We start from the raw sequence: 17,763 nt of genomic DNA, 5'->3' as shown, positions 1-17,763 counted from the left end.
AGGATTAGTTTGTGGCTGTAGAAAAGACTCCTTTGGTATCAGTTGTTATTCCTGTGTATAACGCTTTTGCTACGCTTAACAAGTGTGTAGATTCTTTGAGAGCGCAAAGTTATAATGATATTGAGATTGTTTTAGTTAATAATTGTTCGACTGACGGTAGTTTAGATTTGTGCTTGGAGTTGGCTTCGAAAGATGATCGAATTATTGTCGATGATTTGTTGGAAAAAGGTGTTTCTAGTGCACGTAATAGAGGAATAGACCTTGCAAATGGTAATTTTATAACATTTGTTGATGCTGATGATTGGGTTGATTTGAACGTTTTTGAAATATTTGCAAATTTAAATACCGAGTATAATTATGATCTGTTTTGTTATTCTGCCCAGTATCATAAAGAATATAAAACGATTGCTTCATATTTGTTTAGTGATTGCGTAGAACTATTTTCTCAAGAACAAAAAGAAGAATTGCAAATTAAGGTTTTGACCCCGCAGTCGCCGATTTATAGTTATAAAGTAAATACTCGCTTTGCTGGAAGTGTGTGGGGAAAAATCTATAGGCGAGAGGTCTTGTTAAAAAATAATCTTCGCTTTGCAACAGAAACGATTATCAGTGAAGATGTCTTGTTTAATACCTTGGCTTTGGATTTTTTTCATCGAATTGGTTATTCAAGAGATTGCTTTTATCATTATGAACAGAGCGCATGTTCTGCACAAAATCGTTATCGCCCTAATAGTGAAAAGTACTTTTCTTTTGTAATTAATAAAATACAAGAGTGGATTGCTAAAACGGGAAAAAATCAGAACTTTATTGATGCTGCAAATTGTTTGTTTGTTCATTATTTATTTGGTATTTTGAAAGAGGATATCTTTCATAAAGACAATGAAATTCCGTTGAAAAAACGTTTTTGGGGATTAAAAGAAATACTGAATCTAGAAAAGTATTCTAATTTACTGAAAGTAATAAATAAAGACTATTTTTCTTTACCAGAAAATGTTTTGATTTTCTTAATGCGAAATAAGTATTGTAGACTATTGTCGCTGCTGTTGAAGCTCTATTTGTAATGGATTTGTTTTAAAATGCCAAAGATTTCTTGTGTCATATTGAACTATAACGATGTTTCTACTACAATAAAATTGGTAGAACGTATAAAAAATTATACTATTATTGATTTTTTGGTTGTTGTTGATAATTGCTCGACGGATGATTCTTGGAGCCTGCTGCAGTGTTGTAAAAACGATAAAGTTCATGTGATACAATCGCCTAAAAATGGTGGGTATGGGGCTGGAAATAATTTAGGTCTACATTATTCGTCTGATGTTTTAAACGTCGATTATTCGATTATTGCGAATCCAGACGTGTTTTTTGATGAAGATTGCGTAGAAAAATTTCTGAAGACCTTTTTAGATGAGCAATCTGTTGCTGTTGTTTCTGCTCGACAGTCAAATTCTCCGGATTGTGCTTGGAAAAATTGCACAACTTTGCAATATGTACTTGCGACTAGCTTGTTTTTTGAGGTCTGGCTAAAGATACGTTCCTATCCAAAGAAATATTTTAAGGATAAAGAGTCTGTTACCGTATTTGCGGTTCCTGGCTCATTGTTGATGGTTGATTTGAAAAAAATGCTAAAGTATGGCATGTATGACGAAGAATTCTTTCTCTATTATGAGGAACCAGTTCTAGCACATAAATTTGATGATGCCGGCTTGAAAACTGTTTTACGATTAGATTGCTCCTATCAGCATAATCATCATGTCAGTATTTCCAAAACATATCGGCGCTGGTCGCAACAACATGCCGTTCTTTTAAAAAGTGCAGATTTATTTTTAAGAAAGTACAAAAAAGCGAATGCTTTGCAAATGACATTCGCTAAATTGTGGTTCGCGTATACGAAATTAGAATTTTGGCTTTATGATTTGTTTTGTGTGTTTAAATCATCCTTTGATTCCGAAAAAGAGAATGCCCAAACAACGGTATAAGAATAATTGCCAGATGGATTTTTTAGAAAGTGTTATTGTTTCGTAGTTCTTTATATAGAACCAAAGTGTTGAAAGCCTATTCTTGTTTTCGGAAAGGTTGGTGTAGAATTTGAGTGCATCTGCTATTACTTGTTGACTTTGGGGAGGTATATCCTTTTGTGCCTGCAAGTTTTGTAGTAGATTTATGCTGTCGCCATAGAAGCCTTTTCTGTCTTTTGAAAATCGATATAAGTCTTTGATAGCCTTTAAGATGGAAAATTCTTGATAGCCTGAAGCATTGCTTGAATGACGCCTATATTTTAAAACAACGTCTTTTATGTATTTGCACTTTCCATTGAGCCCTGCTATAAGAGCAAACCAGTAGTCGTGATACTTGATACTATCTGGAAATGGTAATGCGCATTTTGCTAAGGAGACTCGAATTAATGAAGCGGTACCTTGAATGACATTTGAGTACAACTCATGTTGAAATAGCTGCTCAGCATCTTTTGGCATAATGTGTATAGGCCAATATTCTAAAAGCGTCTTTCTTTGAGATATGCCATTCTCGTCGATAATGAGGGAATTTGCTCCGATGCAATCGTTGTTTTCGATATTGTTGATGAGAACTTCTAAATGGTTTGGTTCCCAAATGTCATCTTGATCGCAAAAAGCAATGAAATCACCTTTGCAAATCGAAAGAATGTGTTGAAAATTTTTTTTGAAGCCAAGATTTTGTTGATTTTGAAAAATTCTAAAACGGGAATCCTTGCTTGCGTATTCCTGTAAAATTTGAAGAGTGTTGTCTGTCGAACTGTCGTCGCAAATGACAACTTCGAAGTTACTTATCGATTGCCCAAGAATTGAATCAAGTTGTTCTCGAAGAAATCTGGAACCGTTGTATGTGGCTAGTGCGATGGAAATGATCATTTTACTTTGATGTTATTTACTAAAAATGTTTTTTAATAAAGACTTTATTCCGTGTAAGTAAATTAATAAGTAGATATTGTGCTTAATTAGGAATAATTCTAATTGTATGATTTTTGAAAAATTATTAGTGTCATAATAGCAAATTGCTTGCCTGAATTGTGATGTCTTTGTATTCTCGATAATCTCACGCATTCTTTCTTTAAACGGCGAAAGATTTTTACGGTGCATATAGCAGTTGTTCCAACTTAAAAAGAAACAACGAATGATTTCAGAACTTATAGATCTTAGATAGTTGTCTTTTATTTCTTGTGGGAAATGCTCAATAAACGCTATGTATTCTTCAAATGCTTTAGGCGTATATTTATGTGCCAATGAATTGGGATGAATTCTGTAGTGGTAGAGAGCACTGTTGAAATAAGAAATATTGTTTGAATGTGTGTAGGATGTTATGTTAAAAAGACGGTCTTCGCTAATGATTAAATCAGAATTGTAGCGGATGTTGTGGTTGTTTATGAGACTTTTGCGGAATAGTTTGCATGTGACCATTGCTGCCGAAGATTGGTCAATGCTTTTTGTGAAAATGGAGTCCTCAATTAATGTGTTTTTTTGTGCATAAGTCATTTTTTTTATGGATTCGTTTTGGTATTTTCCGCAAATTTTATTTTTTTCGAAAAAATGACATTGATCCCATAAGACGATGTCGCTGTCATTTTCTTTGGCGTAATTATATGCCAAAGAATAGGTTTCTTTTTCAATCCAATCGTCAGAGTCAACGAAGGTAATGTATTCTCCCTGCGCTTGTTCTATTCCAAAGTTTCTGGTGGCTGAGACACCTGCATGTTCCCGATTAAAAAATATAAATCTAGAATCTTTGAGAGAGTATGTTTCACAGATGGAACATTCTGCTTCAGGAGCGCCATCTGAGACCAAGATGAATTCACATTCTTGCATTGTTTGGACGATTAAGGAGTCAAAACAGTTCCGTAAATATTCTAACGGTACTTTATAAATAGGAACAATGACGGAAATTTTAATCATTTTTTAGGCCTCGTTGAAAGGGCTTTCTTATATGCCAAGGCGATAGTTTGAATAAAAATGGATATAGTTGCGGGAAAATGTAAAAACATTTTAGAAAAAATTTGTGAAGCCACATAATGTGGTGGGCTTGCGGTAAATCAGAAGCGTATGTTTTAAATTTTTTTAGAGCGTCTTGAGGTGATAAAATGAAATTGTCTTTGAAAAAATTAGGGGGTTGCACGGATGCTGTGAGAAAGTCCCAACATAATTGCTCAATACAGTATTGTGCTGCGGGTTCGTTATGTTTTTTTAAAAAAACATAACGATTTTCTAGGGCTTCTAAATCATATATGGGGCATGTGGTGCTTGCCATTATGCTTTCTTTGCGTAGTCTATAATAATATAGGGGTGTGCTGGTATAGCAAATTTTTTTACATATGTGGTAGATTTTGTAATTTATATGCGCATCTTCGTAGAGTTTTCCCAAAGGAAAACGTATACCATTAAAACATTCTCTTTTGTAAATTTTCATGCATGATGACATGATGCCGGGCGTGTTGTCTCTGCATAGTAAAATAAGGGCTTCGCTGCCGTTTATTGTGATGTATGAAGTGTTTTGATTTGGTAGAACTAAATATGGCTCCTTGTCTGAAAATTCCTTGTAAGAAGATGATGCTATTTCGGCTTTTTCCTGAATGATTATTTTTAAAAGTGTGCTGATACATTGTGATGGGATTATGTCGTCACTGTCTAAAAAATAGATATAGTCGCCTTTGCATATATCAAGTCCAGCATTCCTTGCGTCAGATAGTCCCCCGTTCTTTTTGTGTATAACTACGAAACGTTTGTCTTTGACGGCATATTCATCACAGATTTGCGGACAACCATCTGGGGAACCGTCGTCCACCAAGATGATTTCCAAATTGGTGTAAGTCTGTTTGACTATGCTATCCAAGCATTGCCGTAAATATAACTCGACCTTGTAAATAGGAACAATGATGGATATTAATGGCTGTGTAATCATGCTCTATTCCTGAGATGAAAGTACATTATTTCTTCTTGCAATTTAGATGGCAAAAGCGATAATGTAAAGAAATAAATTTTGTAAAGTCCTTTCGCTTGATTAATCCAATGTGAAATAATCTTTTTATTCATTGATTGGGTTATTGCTTGGAATGCTTTGTGAAATTGAGGTCTATTTCTATTTGCTGTTGTTAGGACTTCAGTGATTTTGATTGTGAAAAAGGAACTGATTTCTCTTCTTAATGATTCCTGATAAGAAGAAAGAATTTTCTCTTCCTGAGCCAGAATAAAACACCATGAGGAAAGTCTTTTTGAAAAGCCGATATCTCTGGATAGCATGATGGAATCGGTTCGTGTGGTGTAATGATAAATTTGCTTGTGGATGATGTAGATGTTTTTTGCGAAACGGGCTAAAGTGCAACTCCATAATTGATCTTCAAATAGAAGTTCTTTTTGAAAATGGAATTGATTTTCTTTCAGAAACGAAAACTTGTATAGCTTAGCCCATGCACTTGGTGGATATTGTTGGCTGCAATAGATGCGAATTATTGTGAGATTGTCTTGGATTGGACCATCTTTGCATGACAGATGTGTAGAATTTTTTTTTTCATTAGAAGACTGATAGTCCGCAATAATAAAATCGTATGAGCCTTTTTTTGTTGGTTCGATAAGGCTTTCAATATAATCTCGGTCTACGTAATCATCACTATCTATAAATGAAATGTATTCGCCTTTGCATATATCCAACCCGGCGTTTCTTGCATCCGATAACCCGCCATTTTCTTTATGAATGACAACAATGCGTTTATCTTTTGCTGCATAATCGTCGCAAATTTGCGGACAACTGTCGGGAGAGCCGTCATCTACTAAGATAATTTCCAAATTGGTATATGTTTGGTTGACGATGCTGTCTAAGCAACGTCGAAGGTAGAGCTCGACCTTGTAGATGGGAACTATGATGGAAACAAGAGGAAAAATCATTATGATTAGACAGTATAATTTTATTTATCTTTTAGATACTCTCGTAAAGTTGATGACGAAACCCCTTCTGTTCGAGGTAATATTACTACATCTTTTCCATTTTTTTTGCACCAGTCTATTGCAGATTGAAATCCTGAATGATTCTGGTCTGGACCGATTGCAAAAACGTCGAAATTGACTTCTTTTATGATTTCGTCTACATCTTTGTATGTTATGACTTCGTTTACGTATGTAATAGATTTGACCATGAATATTCGTTCATCGGTATTATAAATTAATTTTGCTTGTGGCTTGTATTTTTTTACAAAGTCGGATTCCTGAATGGCAACGATAAGATAATCACCTAAATTACGGGCGTTTTTGAATAGAAGCAAATGCCCGATATGTAGAATGTCGAAAACGCCGACTGTGAAAATACGTTTCATTATTTTAATTTCTCCAGAATGATTTTTGCAATACTTTGTGCTCCCTTACCTGAATCTCTCATTCCAATTTTATTAAAAAATGCACAAAGATTGTCTTGATATGACTTCTCATTAAAATTACGAATGTTTTCTTCTAATTCTAGCAGGTTTCTAGCGAAGGAAAATGGTAATTCTGATGCTTCGAAATATTGAGGCCGATCATTTTTTATATAATCGTCATAATCTTGAGCAAATGAAAATACTGGTTTTTGAACAAGAGCCATATCATATGCGACTCCTGAAAAATCTGTTATCATTACATCAGAAATGGCCATAAGTTCATCCATATCGGGATAATCAGTTACATTTATGATGTCTTCTCCCCAGTGAAGCTGTTCTTGATTTGAAATATTTGGATGTAATCGTATAAGAAAGGAAAAATCTGCATTGAATTTTTTGTTTAGAATTTGCAGAATATGATGATAGTCCCATTTGTAGGCTGAAATGCTAGATGCTTTTCTAAATGTTGGCGCGTATATTACAACTTTGTTCTTTAAATTGATATTGAACTGCGAAAAAATGGATTCTTTTAATTTCTCTTGTCTGTTTATTAAAATGGATAATTGAGGAGAATCTGATCTTATGACAGGTCCTTTATACCAAAAGGAATTTTTGAACAAATTGATTTTAAAATCGTTGTTAGAGTACATTAAATCAATTTTTGAACTGTCCTCTTGAGAGATTTTTATGTATTCTTTGTTTAAATATTCTTCTGCATCCTTTTCAACTTTTTTATTTGCGAAGGATCCATGCCACGTTTGCAAATAAAATTGTTTCCGTCTTTTGGGAGGCTTTACTACGTTTTTGACATTGTCAACCCATATTTTGGCTGTTAAAAAGTGATATGTTGCTTGCCACGATCCATATTTGACTTTTTTTACTTCAGGGGGAACTTTTTCTGATAAATCGTTAACAAGCCAAATGTATTTTACTTTAACACCATCGTTTATGAGTTGCAAAAGAATGTATTTCGGGTCGTCTCCAAGTCCTCTTCCGCAAAAGTTATCAAAAACAATTTTGTTTTGCAACGGAAAAAAACTGGCGATTTTAAGAAATAGTCGTATGGGCAACCAGTAAAGGAAAACAATTATAGCGTTGTTTTTTAAATGTTCGCGGAAAGTCATTGTGTTATTGATGCCTCAATGTTCGTTCCCTGGTGTATGACTGCTCCCCAATTACGGTCCCAACTTGAGTATTCAACGCCAGAATGTTTGTTAATGTATTTTACTTCAAAAGATAAAACACCTGCTTTGACGACATCGAAGTTTTGGACGTTTGAGCCGAAATCCTTATAACCAACATTTAAACTTATTTTGTATTTACGCTGTGTTAAGGAATGATTGGTTAATTTTAATCGAACTTTAAAAGAGTTTTGATTTTGAGGAACTGGAACGTCTTTTGATACGTAACCGACAATTCTGCTGTCTGTTTCATCAAAAAGGTTTACGGAGTATTTGCATTTTGTTGTGGAACCAAAATGTTTTTTTAACAGTAATTCAATTTCTATTGGCTCGTCGGTTCCCATTTCTGTAGCATTGTTGAGTAACGTAGCCTCTTCAATGGTAATTTCTCCAGTTGGTCCTTTTTCTCGCATGCTCGGAGTGACAATTTTGTGTTGCGAAAAATCCGTTATATTTGTTTGGATGTATGTGTTGATTGTGTCGTCAACACCGCCATGGAATTTTATCATCCCATTTTCAAGCAACAAACCTGTTTTACACAGATTCTTCACCGCGCCCATATTATGGCTCACGAACAACACGGTCCTGCCGTCGCCTTTGCTCACGTCCTGCATTTTGCCGATGGCTTTCTTCTGGAATTCGGCGTCACCCACGGCAAGCACTTCGTCCACCACGAGGATTTCGGGTTCCAGGTGCGCTGCGATAGCGAACCCGAGGCGTACGGTCATGCCACTGCTGTAGCGTTTCACGGGGGTGTCCAGGTAACGTTCGCAGCCGCTGAAGTCCACGATTTCGTCAAGCTTGCGGGTAATCTCTGCGCGGCTCATGCCCATGATGGCGCCGTTCATGTAGATGTTCTCGCGGCCGGTCATCTCGGGGTGGAATCCGGTGCCTACTTCGAGGAGGCTTGCGATGCGGCCCCGTGCGCGGATGATGCCTGTGGTAGGGGCGGTCACGCGGCTTAGTAGTTTGAGGAGCGTACTCTTGCCGGCGCCGTTTCTACCGATGATTCCTACGACGTCGCCTTGTTCCACTTTGAAATTGATGTCCTTGAGAGCCCAGACGTATTCGCTTTCGCCTTTGTGTGCGCGGTCGTTGACTTCGCCTACTTTGAGATAGGGGTCTTCGCGGCGCAACACTTTTGTCTGCCAGAATCTGTTCAAATCGTGGCTGAGCGTCCCGGTGCTCACTAGCCCCAGTCGATATTGCTTGCTGATATTCTCAAATTCAATCGCGGTCATGTATGCTATGGAACCCAATTAGGACAGTGTTCTGCTTTAAAAATGCATTTCCCAGATTCAAAACGGGCTACACGTTGTTTCCCGGTCCCGTTGCATCCAGCGAATAAAATATAGCGTTTCATCTAGAACAGGTTCTCTTCGATAACTTTTTTCTGCTTTTGCTTCAGGATAAGATCTGTTACCATGCGGAAAAATCAGCTTCTTCTTGGTTTTTAGCCGATGAGATAATGTCAAAGGATTCGTCAAAATTGATTTTTTGACATTGCGTGTAGAGTTGATGTAGAGCTTCTTTGTTTGACATAGAGACCTCTTTTAATAATATAGATTAAAAGAAATCTAACGGCGAATCTTTGTGGGTAATATGGTCAAATTTGGGCTTTTTTCGCTAGTTTTTGTCGTGGGTATTGACAATGACATTTTTCGGTGTTATATTTGAAAGTGAACAAATGTTCAAGTGCTCAAAGCTTCAAACACTGCGGTTTTACGCTTGTCCGCAGGGAGATTATGATGAAAAGTAGTTTTATGGAATGTTGCTTTATTCCCCAAAAGAATATATTTTTATTTAAAAAGTTGTTAAACTTAACAAAAAATGATGACTTTGACAATAAAATGAATATATCAGAATGGATACATGGTAGGGAAATTCGTGGCAAGGTAACGTTCTCAATTGCCGATGTAAAGGATGCGTTCGCCGAGCGTCCTGTTAAAAGCATAAATACGGAACTATCGCGCCAAGTGTCCCGAGGGCGAGTTCAGTCTGTTTATCGGGGGTTTTATGTCGTTGTTCCGGTTCAGTATCAGCTGAAGGGGGAAATTCCGCCCGTCTATTATGTTGATAGTCTTATGGATTATGTCGGCAAGCCTTATTATGTGGGGTTGCTGTCTGCGGCTACTATACACGGTGCCTCACATCAACGAGCTATGAAGACGCAGGTAGTGACCATTGAACCGCGAATTAAGGCTTCTGGTAAGAATCCTTTTATTGATTGGAATTATCGAAAAGAAATCCCAAATGCGTTTGTTTTGAAGAAAAATGCCGAGATTGGAACGCTACGTTATTCGGGACCGGAGTTGACTGCGATAGATCTTGTGCAATTCTCGGCGCATGTTGGCGGTTACCAGCGTGCGGCCACAGTGTTGGCGGAGCTGATGGATTCTGTGAATATGGAGAAGGTGGTGGACCTCTTGCCGTTCACAACTGTTGCAACTCTTCAGCGCTTTGGTTATCTACTTGAGTTTGTACTTTTGAGGCAGAATCAGGCCGATATGCTTTTCCAAATCTTAAAAAAGCAAGGTTCTTGGAACAGTGTTTTATTGTGCAACGAACATGACAGACGGGAAGGTTCTCCGGCAAATCGCTGGCATGTAAATGGCAATATCGACATCGAGGTGGATGACTTATGATAGATCGCTCTTCGATTATGGCTTGGGCTGAACATGCACCGTGGACAGATTTTGCGATGGTTGAGCAGGATCTAATTATCTGTCGTGCTCTTGTGGATATTTTCAGCGATGATTTTTTGAAGAATGAGTTAGCGTTTCGTGGGGGAACGGCTTTGCATAAACTTTATTTGCACCCCCAGCCTCGCTATAGTGAGGATATTGATTTGGTGCAGATAAATCCGGGACCGATAAAGCCGATCCTATTCCGCTTAGGTGAAGTTCTTGACTGGATGCCGGATCGAGTTACGAAACCTAAACGCTATAACAATACAGTGCTTTTCCGGATGGAATCCGAGTTTCCTCCGGTTCAGCCGATTCGTTTGAAGATAGAGATCAACTGCTTTGAACATTTTAATGTGTTAGGCTTATGCAAAATTCCGTTTAGTGTTGATAGTATTTGGTTTAGGGGTGATTGCGAAATAACGACTTATGCGCTAGATGAACTGCTCGGTACAAAGCTTCGTGCTCTGTATCAGCGCAAGAAAGGGCGTGATTTGTTTGATTTGCAAGTTGCGTTAGATAAAGGTCCTGTAGATGCTAGGAAAGTCATTGAATGCTATAGTCGATATATGGATTTTTCGGTTGAAAAACCGCCAAGCTACAAGCAATTTATGCAGAATATGGAATTGAAAATGCGTGATTCCGAATTTCTAGGCGATACCGAACTACTGTTACGACCCGATGCCGACAAATTTGATCCGGAACGGGCTTTCCAAATGGTTCGTGAATCTTTTATAGAAAGGCTTTCTGGCCGAAGAAAGTGATGTTTTTTAGAAAAGGGATCGAATTCGATCCCTTTTTACACCGTATCCATAAACGTTCTTTGGATTTTGTTGAACACGATAATTCCGAGTGCAAGGATGAATGCGGCGAAGCCCGCTGTGTAGCCGAGGGCTGCCCAGCTGAATTCGCCCACGCCAAGCATACCGAACTTGAACGTTTCCATGATGCTGGTGAGCGGGTTGGCCTGCATGAGCATTTTTAGGCGCGGGTCTTCGATGGTGCTGAGCGGGTAAATCACCGGGGTTGCGTACATCCAAAGTTGCACGATAAACGTGAGCAAAAATGTGAGGTCGCGGTATTTGGTGGTGAGGCTGCTGAATAGTACGCCGAAGCCGAGCGCGAGGGCTGCAATAAGGAGGATGAGTACGGGCGTAAGCAACAGATAAATGTTCGGGTGTACGGGAGCGTTTGTGAAGATAAGGTAATAAGCAAAGACAATCAGGAATAGCCCCATTTGAATGCTGAGGCGCACGAGGTTACTTGTGACGGTTGCGAGTGGCACGACGAGCCGCGGAAAGTACACCTTGCCGAACATGTTCGCGTTTTCGATGAATGTTTTGCTCGTCTGGTTCAAGCATTCCGAAAAGTAGGTCCAGAGGCAAATGCCTGCGAGGTAAAATAGCGGTTGCGGGAGCCCGTCTGTGCTGATTTTCGCGATGCCACCAAACACGACCATGAACATGATGGTGGTCATGATGGGTTGGATAAAGAACCACAGCGGTCCGAGAATGGTCTGTTTGTACCAGGTGACGATATCGCGTTTCACGAACATGCGGTAAAGGTCACGATACTGCCAAAGTTCCTTGAAGTCTACTTCGAGAAGGCTTGCCTTAGGCTTGATGACTGTAGTCCATTCGCTAGATTGTGTTGCTTGTTCTTGGGGCATTCTGCTATTTTGGTTTCTCGGTAGGTATGCGTGCAATATAGATTATTCTGCCATATGCTTAAGGCTAAAGATGGCGAATTCGCCATAATTAAAAATCAGCTAGGTTCTTTTTCCTAATTTAACCCCCTTGAATTCAAGGGGGTTGGTTTATTGAAAAGTGAAAAAATCCGGTTTAGGTTTGTTTTTATATATTTTATTAACGATGGACGAAAAATCGCAAATCATCTATATGCAGACTAGGCTTACGCGTCTTGCGGCGGAAAGGTGGAAAATGTCGCTTCCGCAGGTTGCAACCCTTTTTGAAGAAAAGGGGGTGTATCATTATATCGCGAAGATGTGGGATTTGTTCCATGTAGAGGGTGATTTAGCTGTACTTGACGATGTAAAGCAGTATCTTGACGCGAAGGGGGCTACCTGTGGTTGATTTATTGAAAGATGGAGACATCCTTTACCATGGTAGCTTTTGCGAAGTACAAACTCCTGATTTACAGAAGTGCGCTCGTTATAAGGATTTTGGTCAAGGCTTTTACCTGACAACTGACAAGAAACAGGCCGAATCCTTTGCTAAAATTTCTACGCAGAAGGCTATAGAAAATGGCGTTGTCGCAAGTCAAAGATTTGGCGTTGTTTCTGCATTTCGGTATAATGTAGGCGTCAATCTTAATATCAAAATTTATGAGACTGCTGATTCATCTTGGCTTCATTGTGTAGTCGCTCATCGGAAGAAAAATGTTTTCGCTGATGTGCTGGGAGATTGCTCTAAATATGATGTTATTGGGGGCAAAATTGCAAATGATGCAACCAATAGTACGATTGTGACTTATATGGCGAATGCGTTTGGCGAGATTGGCTCTGCCTCTGCAGATGATATTTGCATTCGGTTGTTACTTCCAGAGCGATTAAAGAATCAGTATTGCTTCAAGTCTAATGCCGCATTGAACCAACTGTCGTTTATGGGGAGTGAACGTGTATGGATGTAATGACTGATCGCATTAATGCAGCCATTGACTTGCTTACTACGATGGTTGTTGAAAGCATAGCAAAAGAGGATGGTTGTGATGCATCCGATGTTTTGCCTGGCTTTTTACGCTCGCATACGGGACAAATGCTCTATAATGAAAGTAGCAAGCTTTGGTGGGATGGCCCCGCATTTATAGAGGAACTATACCGTCAGGAACTATCTAAAACGTCCGTTCGCGCACAACGTATTGCGGTGACTGGTTGATGCTGATGTAGATGCGGCCGACGTATTCACCGATGAGCCCGAGCAACAGCATAATCATGCCACCTATGAAGAGTATGGTGGCGAGCATGCTGGTGTAGCCAACGGGGACTTCGGGGAACATGAGTTTTTTGTAAATGACAAAGAGGCCTGCTCCGAAGCCTACGAGGGCACAGAGAATGCCGATGAAGGTGGCTGCGCGGAGGGGCTTCACGGAGAATGCGGTAAAGCCGTTAATCCAAAGTCGAATGAGGCCTGCGAGCGTGTAGCCGGATTCGCCTTCTATGCGGTGGCGGTGTTCAACTTCTACGTTGCCGAGGCTCTTGGTGGCTCGGAAAACGAGTCCGCTGATGTAGGCGAAGGGGTGGGGGTAGCGCACGATTTCATCGGCGATGAACTTGCGCATGATAAAGAAACTCGTGGTGTGGAGCGTCTTGGGTTGCCCAATGATGGTTTCTGCCATTTTCTTGTTGACCCAGCTGCCAAAGCGACGGAACAGGTGTTGTGCGGCATGCTTGTAATAGCCGTAAACGACGTCGTAGCCTTCTTCGATTTTGTCGACGAGCTTGAAGCTTTCGCTGGCGGGCGTTTGTCCGTCGTCATCGAGGCTGATGATGTAATCTCCTGTAGCTTGTCCGTAACCAGCCATCAGTGCGCTGTGCTGACCGAAATTTTTGGCGAGGCAGATTCCCTTGATATGCGTGTCTTCGGCGGCAAGCTTCTTAATGACTTGCCATACGTTGTCTGGGCTGCAGTCGTTGACGAGTACGATTTCGTATTCGGTGCTCGGGCGGGTGGCGATTGTTTCGCGGATTTCTTGGACGACTGCCGAGATTGTATTTTCGCTACGGTAACAGGGAATTACAAAAGAGAGTTTCATCTAGAACCTTTGCTGAACGGATTCCCACTTGTTGCTTTGGGCGGACTTGGCTGCGGCTTGCATCATGGCGAGGCCTTCGAGCGATGTGCGGATACCGCATACGTATTGGCTCTTGAAACTGCCTGTGGCAAAATACTGGTTGAGGCAATCGGCGATGTCTTTGTAGTAATTCGCGAATGCTTCGATGAATCCGGCGGGGTGGCCTGCCTTGAAGCGATTGTAACGCTGCTGGTTGGCAATTTTGACGTCGCCGGTGCGGTCGCGGAGGCTCACGTTGCCGCGCAGGTCGCATGTCTTGAGCGTTTCGGGTTCGAGCTGGAACCATTCGGCGCTGCCTTCGCTGCCGTAAACACGGATGCGCAGCCCATTGCGGTTGCCGAGAGCGGTTTTGCTGAACCAGATTTGTGCGCGGACGTTGTTCGTGTATTGCACGAGTGCGCCCACGTTATCAACGATTTGCGGGAAGAGTCCGAAGGTTGTCTGGTCGGCCACGATGTGTTCGGGGCGTTCGCCGGTCAAAAAGTAAATCATGTTGTGCAGGTGGCTGCCGAGGTCGAGCGAAATCTTCGGAATCACGGTGTCCTTGAGTCGCCAGCTTTGCGGCTTGGGCGGTTCGTTGTTTGCGCCTAGGCGCATAAAGCCTTCTTGCGGCATTTCGACTTGCACTTGCTGGATTTTTCCGAGCTTGCCATCGGCGATGAACTGCTTGAGTTCGCGGATCATCGGGTAACCGGTGTAGTTGTATGTGGTGCAGAAAAATCCTTTTGTCTCGGCAACAACTTTTGCTATGGCTTCGCCTTCGGCAACGCTTGTGGCGAGCGACTTTTCACAAATGACGGGGTAACCTGCTCTGAGAGCTTCGATGACGATGTCTTTGTGGTAGTCTGTCGGTGCGAGCACTACGACGGCATCGAGTTTGCCTTTTTCGGCTTGCAATAAATCTTGATATTTCGCGTACGTGCGTTCTTCGGCGACGCCCCAGGTGTGGGCGGTTTCGCGGTTTGTTTCTTCGTGCGTGCTGAATGCGCCGGCCACGAGTTCAAAATGGCCGTCCATCTGGCTTGCCGCCTTGTGGACTTCGCCAATGGCTGAATTGATTCCGCCTCCGATAAATGCAATTTGGTAAGGTTCTTTTTTCATCGTTTTTGAATATAGGATATTTCTTTTCGATTAGATGGCGGATTTGGTCCGCCATGGCGTTTTTAGTTGTCATTCCGGGCTTGACCCGGAATCTCCTTTATTCTACTATGCTTTTGGCAAGTTCTGTCATTCTTGCTGTTTTGTCTTGCATTTCGGCTAGCGTGTCGAACTTGAAAAATACGATGCCTGCTTTGTATAAAAGCTTATCTGTAATTTGTTCGCCTGGCTTATACCACAGAAATTTTTCGACGATATTCTTTTGAATTTCTGGGGCGAAAGAGACGTCGCGGACAATTCCTTCACGGTCCGCCATAATGCAGTGCCTGAGCCAGAATCCTTGCGTGGGAACATCGGCGATGCCTGAAATGTCCATTCCAGTTTCTGCCATCACAATGAATTTTGGGTAGTCGATTCCGGTGGCGTATTTGACGAATTTGATGTATAAATCTCCTGGCGGTCGGCGACATATCTCAATGATGACTGGCGTGCCGTCAGCACGCTCGATGTATTGGATATGCAAAATGCCATCGACGAGGTGTAATTCGCGGGCGATGCGTTCGCTGTAGTCACGGAGCTTGGCGAGGCCCGCTGCACTTGTGGTGCTTGGCGTGTTTGCTCCCGAGACCATGTACTTGTTGAGGTAATACTGTTCGTTGTCGGAAAATGCAAATGCGACTTTGCCTTTCACGAGCATGGCGGAGAATCCATGGTTTGTGCCTTGTACGAATTCTTCGACCACAATGTGGTCTTGGCGGGTACGGCTGCAGGCGTCTTTGTAGGCCGCGCGAGCTTCTTCGATGTTGGCGGCTCGGTGGATGCCTTTGCCACCAGTCAAATCAACGGGTTTGACGATGATAGGGAACGTCAGTTGCGAAATGGCGGTCTCGAAGTCGGCTGCGTTTCGAACAACGAGTGCGCGCGGTGTCGGAATGTCGAGTCGTGCAGCGAGGGCGCGGTACTTGTCTTTGTGGTGGATTTCGAGACTCGTCGCGTAGGAATCGTGCCCAGGGAGCCCGAGCTTTTCGCAGACGTACGCTGTCGAAAGTAACGCAAAATCGTTGCATCCGGAACAAATGGCTTGCACATTCTCGCTCTTGGCGAGTTCTAGCATAGCATCTTTGTCGCTGAAGTCTGCAAAAATGGTCTTGTCGGCGTAAGGGTGGCCGAGTCCATCGCGATTGTTGCCCGTGGTAATCACATACCAGCCGAGTTCCTGTGCAGCCTTGATGAGCGGAATTTCGGCGTGGCTGCCGCCTAATAGCAGGAGTTTCTTTTGAGGATTGCTTTGCTCCATTTCTTTTCACTTCCCGAAAAATTCCTTGACCTTGTCACACACGAATTCCAAATCGTTTTGCTTTAATCCGTAGAACATGGGGAGTCGCAACAAACGGTCGCTTTCGTGGGTGGTGTAACGGTCTTCGCCATTGAAACGTCCGAAACGTTTACCGGCGGGAGCGTTGTGGAGCGGCACGTAGTGGAATACTGCGAGAATTCCATTTTTGACGAGATGCGCAATGAGTGCTGTTCGTGTTTTGAGATCGGCGACCTTCAGGTAGAACATGTGCGCGTTGTGGCAACATTCTGCCGGAATGTACGGGAGCTGCAAATCGCCTGCATCGGTGAGCGGCTGTAAACGTTCTCGGTAAGCGTTCCAGCTTGCCATGCGATTGTCGAAAATTTTCTGAGCGTTTTCAAGTTCGGCGTAGAGGTAAGCTGCGTTGAGTTCACTCGGTAAGTAGCTGGAGCCGAGTTCGACCCATGTGTATTTATCGACTTCGCCGCGGTGGAATTGCACACGGTTCGTGCCTTTTTCGCGGATGATTTCGGCGTGGTCGGAATACTTTTTGTCGGCGATGAGAATGGCTCCGCCTTCGCCCATGCTGTAGTTCTTTGTCTCGTGAAAACTATAGCAACCGAAATCTCCGAGCGCCCCAAGCGAACGACCTTTGTAGGTGGCCATCATGCCTTGCGCGGCGTCTTCGATGACGAATAAATTGTGCTTTTTGGCGATGGAGTTGATGGTGTCCATTTCGCAGCCGACGCCTGCATAATGCACTGGGACGATTGCCTTCGTCTTTTCTGTAATGGCTTCTTCAATCAGCTTTTCGTCAATGTTCATGGTGTCGGGGCGGATGTCCACAAACACGCATTTTGCACCGCGCATGGCAAAAGCATCAGCGGTCGAAACGAACGTGAACGATGGCATGATGACTTCGTCGCCGGGCTGGATGTTGCACAACAGTGCGGACATCTCAAGAGCGTGGGTGCAACTTGTAGTGAGCAATGCGCGGGCGACACCCGTTTTTTGTTCTAGCCAGGCGTGGCATTTTTGGTTGAATTGCCCATCGCCACAAATACGACCGCTTTCAACGGCCTTCCGTACATAATCGATTTCAGGCCCCACGAAGGGGGGCTGGTTGAAAGGAATTCTCATTGCTCTACACATCCCTAATTGTTTACAAAGCGTAATATATAATTTCTTTGGGAATGTTGTGCAATTCTATTGTGGTTTATTACAATACCAATATGGTTTTTATAGGAAGTTTTGTGTATTTTGCAATCGAATTTAAGTCAAAATCTTTCGAATCTCGCATTTTTACAGCCATTTCGTATACGC

At 42.0% G+C, this 17,763-nt stretch carries 20 protein-coding genes; 7 read left to right on the top strand and 13 right to left on the bottom strand.

Annotated elements, in window-relative coordinates; all coding sequences use genetic code 11:
* Positions 1 to 11: 11 nt before the first annotated feature.
* Both B9Y77_RS07475 and B9Y77_RS07470 read left to right on the top strand, forming a co-directional pair.
* A complete protein-coding gene (locus B9Y77_RS07475) occupies positions 12 to 1,061 on the top strand; it encodes a glycosyltransferase family 2 protein (RefSeq protein WP_085491059.1) in 1,050 nt (349 codons plus the stop codon).
* Positions 1,062 to 1,076: 15 nt separating this feature from the next.
* The gene (locus tag B9Y77_RS07470) at positions 1,077 to 1,976 is read left to right on the top strand and encodes a glycosyltransferase family 2 protein (protein ID WP_085491058.1); all 900 of its coding nucleotides are present in this window, start codon (positions 1,077 to 1,079) and stop codon (positions 1,974 to 1,976) included.
* Here B9Y77_RS07470 and B9Y77_RS07465 read toward each other — a convergent pair.
* The 8 genes from B9Y77_RS07465 to B9Y77_RS16195 form a co-directional block, all read right to left on the bottom strand.
* The gene (locus tag B9Y77_RS07465; protein WP_085491057.1) at positions 1,932 to 2,885 is read right to left on the bottom strand and encodes a glycosyltransferase family 2 protein; all 954 of its coding nucleotides are present in this window, start codon (positions 2,883 to 2,885) and stop codon (positions 1,932 to 1,934) included. The two genes, B9Y77_RS07470 and B9Y77_RS07465, sit on opposite strands and share 45 nt — an antisense overlap.
* Positions 2,886 to 2,897: 12 nt before the next feature.
* Entirely contained in the window at positions 2,898 to 3,923 is a 1,026-nt protein-coding gene (locus B9Y77_RS07460; RefSeq protein WP_085491056.1) for a glycosyltransferase family 2 protein, read from the bottom strand.
* Positions 3,916 to 4,926: a glycosyltransferase family 2 protein gene (locus tag B9Y77_RS07455; protein ID WP_085491055.1), complete on the bottom strand. Its 1,011-nt coding sequence runs from the start codon at positions 4,924 to 4,926 to the stop codon at positions 3,916 to 3,918. The genes B9Y77_RS07460 and B9Y77_RS07455 overlap by 8 nt, the downstream gene beginning before the upstream one ends.
* Positions 4,923 to 5,906 carry a glycosyltransferase gene (locus tag B9Y77_RS07450; protein ID WP_085491054.1) on the bottom strand — a complete coding sequence of 328 codons (984 nt, stop codon included), beginning with the start codon at positions 5,904 to 5,906 and terminating at the stop codon, positions 4,923 to 4,925. The genes B9Y77_RS07455 and B9Y77_RS07450 overlap by 4 nt, the downstream gene beginning before the upstream one ends.
* Positions 5,907 to 5,926: 20 nt before the next feature.
* A complete protein-coding gene (locus B9Y77_RS07445; protein WP_085491053.1) occupies positions 5,927 to 6,331 on the bottom strand; it encodes an FAD synthase family protein in 405 nt (134 codons plus the stop codon).
* A complete protein-coding gene (locus B9Y77_RS07440) occupies positions 6,331 to 7,494 on the bottom strand; it encodes a CDP-glycerol glycerophosphotransferase family protein (protein ID WP_085491052.1) in 1,164 nt (387 codons plus the stop codon). Before B9Y77_RS07440 ends, B9Y77_RS07445 begins: the two co-directional genes overlap by 1 nt.
* Positions 7,491 to 8,792, bottom strand: coding sequence for an ABC transporter ATP-binding protein (locus tag B9Y77_RS07435; RefSeq protein ID WP_085491051.1), 1,302 nt, complete (start codon positions 8,790 to 8,792; stop codon positions 7,491 to 7,493). The genes B9Y77_RS07440 and B9Y77_RS07435 overlap by 4 nt, the downstream gene beginning before the upstream one ends.
* Positions 8,793 to 8,970: 178 nt before the next feature.
* Positions 8,971 to 9,093, bottom strand: a complete 123-nt coding sequence (locus B9Y77_RS16195; RefSeq protein ID WP_254899960.1) for a hypothetical protein — start codon at positions 9,091 to 9,093, stop codon at positions 8,971 to 8,973.
* A gap of 203 nt (positions 9,094 to 9,296) precedes the next feature.
* Here B9Y77_RS16195 and B9Y77_RS07430 point away from each other — a divergent pair, with 203 nt between their 5' ends.
* Together B9Y77_RS07430 and B9Y77_RS07425 are read left to right on the top strand one after the other, a co-directional pair.
* On the top strand, positions 9,297 to 10,196 hold the full coding sequence (locus B9Y77_RS07430) for a type IV toxin-antitoxin system AbiEi family antitoxin domain-containing protein (RefSeq protein ID WP_085491050.1): 900 nt from the start codon (positions 9,297 to 9,299) through the stop codon (positions 10,194 to 10,196).
* Positions 10,193 to 10,999, top strand: coding sequence for a nucleotidyl transferase AbiEii/AbiGii toxin family protein (locus B9Y77_RS07425; RefSeq protein WP_085491049.1), 807 nt, complete (start codon positions 10,193 to 10,195; stop codon positions 10,997 to 10,999). Before B9Y77_RS07430 ends, B9Y77_RS07425 begins: the two co-directional genes overlap by 4 nt.
* Before the next feature lie 35 nt (positions 11,000 to 11,034).
* Here B9Y77_RS07425 and B9Y77_RS07420 read toward each other — a convergent pair whose 3' ends face one another.
* Positions 11,035 to 11,904, bottom strand: a complete 870-nt coding sequence (locus B9Y77_RS07420) for an ABC transporter permease (protein WP_085491048.1) — start codon at positions 11,902 to 11,904, stop codon at positions 11,035 to 11,037.
* 157 nt (positions 11,905 to 12,061) lie between these two features.
* On the opposite strand from B9Y77_RS07420, the gene B9Y77_RS07415 reads away from it, so the two are divergent.
* From B9Y77_RS07415 to B9Y77_RS07405, 3 genes are read left to right on the top strand one after another with little or no spacing between them, the layout of a single operon-like run.
* The gene (locus tag B9Y77_RS07415; protein WP_254899959.1) at positions 12,062 to 12,328 is read left to right on the top strand and encodes a DUF3791 domain-containing protein; all 267 of its coding nucleotides are present in this window, start codon (positions 12,062 to 12,064) and stop codon (positions 12,326 to 12,328) included.
* Positions 12,321 to 12,884 carry a DUF3990 domain-containing protein gene (locus B9Y77_RS07410; protein ID WP_085491047.1) on the top strand — a complete coding sequence of 188 codons (564 nt, stop codon included), beginning with the start codon at positions 12,321 to 12,323 and terminating at the stop codon, positions 12,882 to 12,884. The genes B9Y77_RS07415 and B9Y77_RS07410 overlap by 8 nt, the downstream gene beginning before the upstream one ends.
* Positions 12,875 to 13,129 (top strand): hypothetical protein, encoded by a 255-nt coding sequence (locus B9Y77_RS07405; protein ID WP_014546710.1) that lies wholly within the window; start codon positions 12,875 to 12,877, stop codon positions 13,127 to 13,129. The genes B9Y77_RS07410 and B9Y77_RS07405 overlap by 10 nt, the downstream gene beginning before the upstream one ends.
* Here the strand turns inward: B9Y77_RS07405 and B9Y77_RS07400 are convergent.
* The 4 genes from B9Y77_RS07400 to rffA all read right to left on the bottom strand — a co-directional run bounded on the left by B9Y77_RS07400 (position 13,086) and on the right by rffA (position 17,592).
* Positions 13,086 to 14,006 carry a glycosyltransferase family 2 protein gene (locus tag B9Y77_RS07400; RefSeq protein WP_085491046.1) on the bottom strand — a complete coding sequence of 307 codons (921 nt, stop codon included), beginning with the start codon at positions 14,004 to 14,006 and terminating at the stop codon, positions 13,086 to 13,088. The genes B9Y77_RS07405 and B9Y77_RS07400 overlap by 44 nt on opposite strands.
* Positions 14,007 to 15,146: a Gfo/Idh/MocA family protein gene (locus tag B9Y77_RS07395; RefSeq protein WP_085491045.1), complete on the bottom strand. Its 1,140-nt coding sequence runs from the start codon at positions 15,144 to 15,146 to the stop codon at positions 14,007 to 14,009.
* Positions 15,147 to 15,243: 97 nt separating this feature from the next.
* Positions 15,244 to 16,440: an ATP-grasp domain-containing protein gene (locus tag B9Y77_RS07390; RefSeq protein WP_085491044.1), complete on the bottom strand. Its 1,197-nt coding sequence runs from the start codon at positions 16,438 to 16,440 to the stop codon at positions 15,244 to 15,246.
* A gap of 6 nt (positions 16,441 to 16,446) precedes the next feature.
* A complete protein-coding gene (gene rffA, locus B9Y77_RS07385) occupies positions 16,447 to 17,592 on the bottom strand; it encodes a dTDP-4-amino-4,6-dideoxygalactose transaminase (protein ID WP_085491043.1) in 1,146 nt (381 codons plus the stop codon).
* Positions 17,593 to 17,763: the final 171 nt, after the last annotated feature.

Origin of the sequence: Fibrobacter sp. UWB13, from assembly GCF_900177805.1 — a bacterium.
In the GTDB taxonomy this organism is placed as follows: domain Bacteria; phylum Fibrobacterota; class Fibrobacteria; order Fibrobacterales; family Fibrobacteraceae; genus Fibrobacter.
This window is presented reverse-complemented; position numbering and strand designations above follow the sequence as displayed.

Coding starts and splice junctions, on each gene's coding strand:
- B9Y77_RS16195 (WP_254899960.1), bottom strand. CDS start 9,093: ATGTCAAACAAAGAAGCTCTACATCAACTCTACACGCAATGTCAAAAA.
- rffA (WP_085491043.1), bottom strand. CDS start 17,592: ATGTGTAGAGCAATGAGAATTCCTTTCAACCAGCCCCCCTTCGTGGGG.
- B9Y77_RS07445 (WP_085491053.1), bottom strand. CDS start 6,331: ATGAAACGTATTTTCACAGTCGGCGTTTTCGACATTCTACATATCGGG.
- B9Y77_RS07470 (WP_085491058.1), top strand. CDS start 1,077: ATGCCAAAGATTTCTTGTGTCATATTGAACTATAACGATGTTTCTACT.
- B9Y77_RS07400 (WP_085491046.1), bottom strand. CDS start 14,006: ATGAAACTCTCTTTTGTAATTCCCTGTTACCGTAGCGAAAATACAATC.
- B9Y77_RS07395 (WP_085491045.1), bottom strand. CDS start 15,146: ATGAAAAAAGAACCTTACCAAATTGCATTTATCGGAGGCGGAATCAAT.
- B9Y77_RS07465 (WP_085491057.1), bottom strand. CDS start 2,885: ATGATCATTTCCATCGCACTAGCCACATACAACGGTTCCAGATTTCTT.
- B9Y77_RS07450 (WP_085491054.1), bottom strand. CDS start 5,906: ATGATTTTTCCTCTTGTTTCCATCATAGTTCCCATCTACAAGGTCGAG.
- B9Y77_RS07455 (WP_085491055.1), bottom strand. CDS start 4,926: ATGATTACACAGCCATTAATATCCATCATTGTTCCTATTTACAAGGTC.
- B9Y77_RS07390 (WP_085491044.1), bottom strand. CDS start 16,440: ATGGAGCAAAGCAATCCTCAAAAGAAACTCCTGCTATTAGGCGGCAGC.
- B9Y77_RS07425 (WP_085491049.1), top strand. CDS start 10,193: ATGATAGATCGCTCTTCGATTATGGCTTGGGCTGAACATGCACCGTGG.
- B9Y77_RS07440 (WP_085491052.1), bottom strand. CDS start 7,494: ATGACTTTCCGCGAACATTTAAAAAACAACGCTATAATTGTTTTCCTT.
- B9Y77_RS07435 (WP_085491051.1), bottom strand. CDS start 8,792: ATGACCGCGATTGAATTTGAGAATATCAGCAAGCAATATCGACTGGGG.
- B9Y77_RS07420 (WP_085491048.1), bottom strand. CDS start 11,904: ATGCCCCAAGAACAAGCAACACAATCTAGCGAATGGACTACAGTCATC.
- B9Y77_RS07430 (WP_085491050.1), top strand. CDS start 9,297: ATGATGAAAAGTAGTTTTATGGAATGTTGCTTTATTCCCCAAAAGAAT.
- B9Y77_RS07405 (WP_014546710.1), top strand. CDS start 12,875: ATGGATGTAATGACTGATCGCATTAATGCAGCCATTGACTTGCTTACT.
- B9Y77_RS07460 (WP_085491056.1), bottom strand. CDS start 3,923: ATGATTAAAATTTCCGTCATTGTTCCTATTTATAAAGTACCGTTAGAA.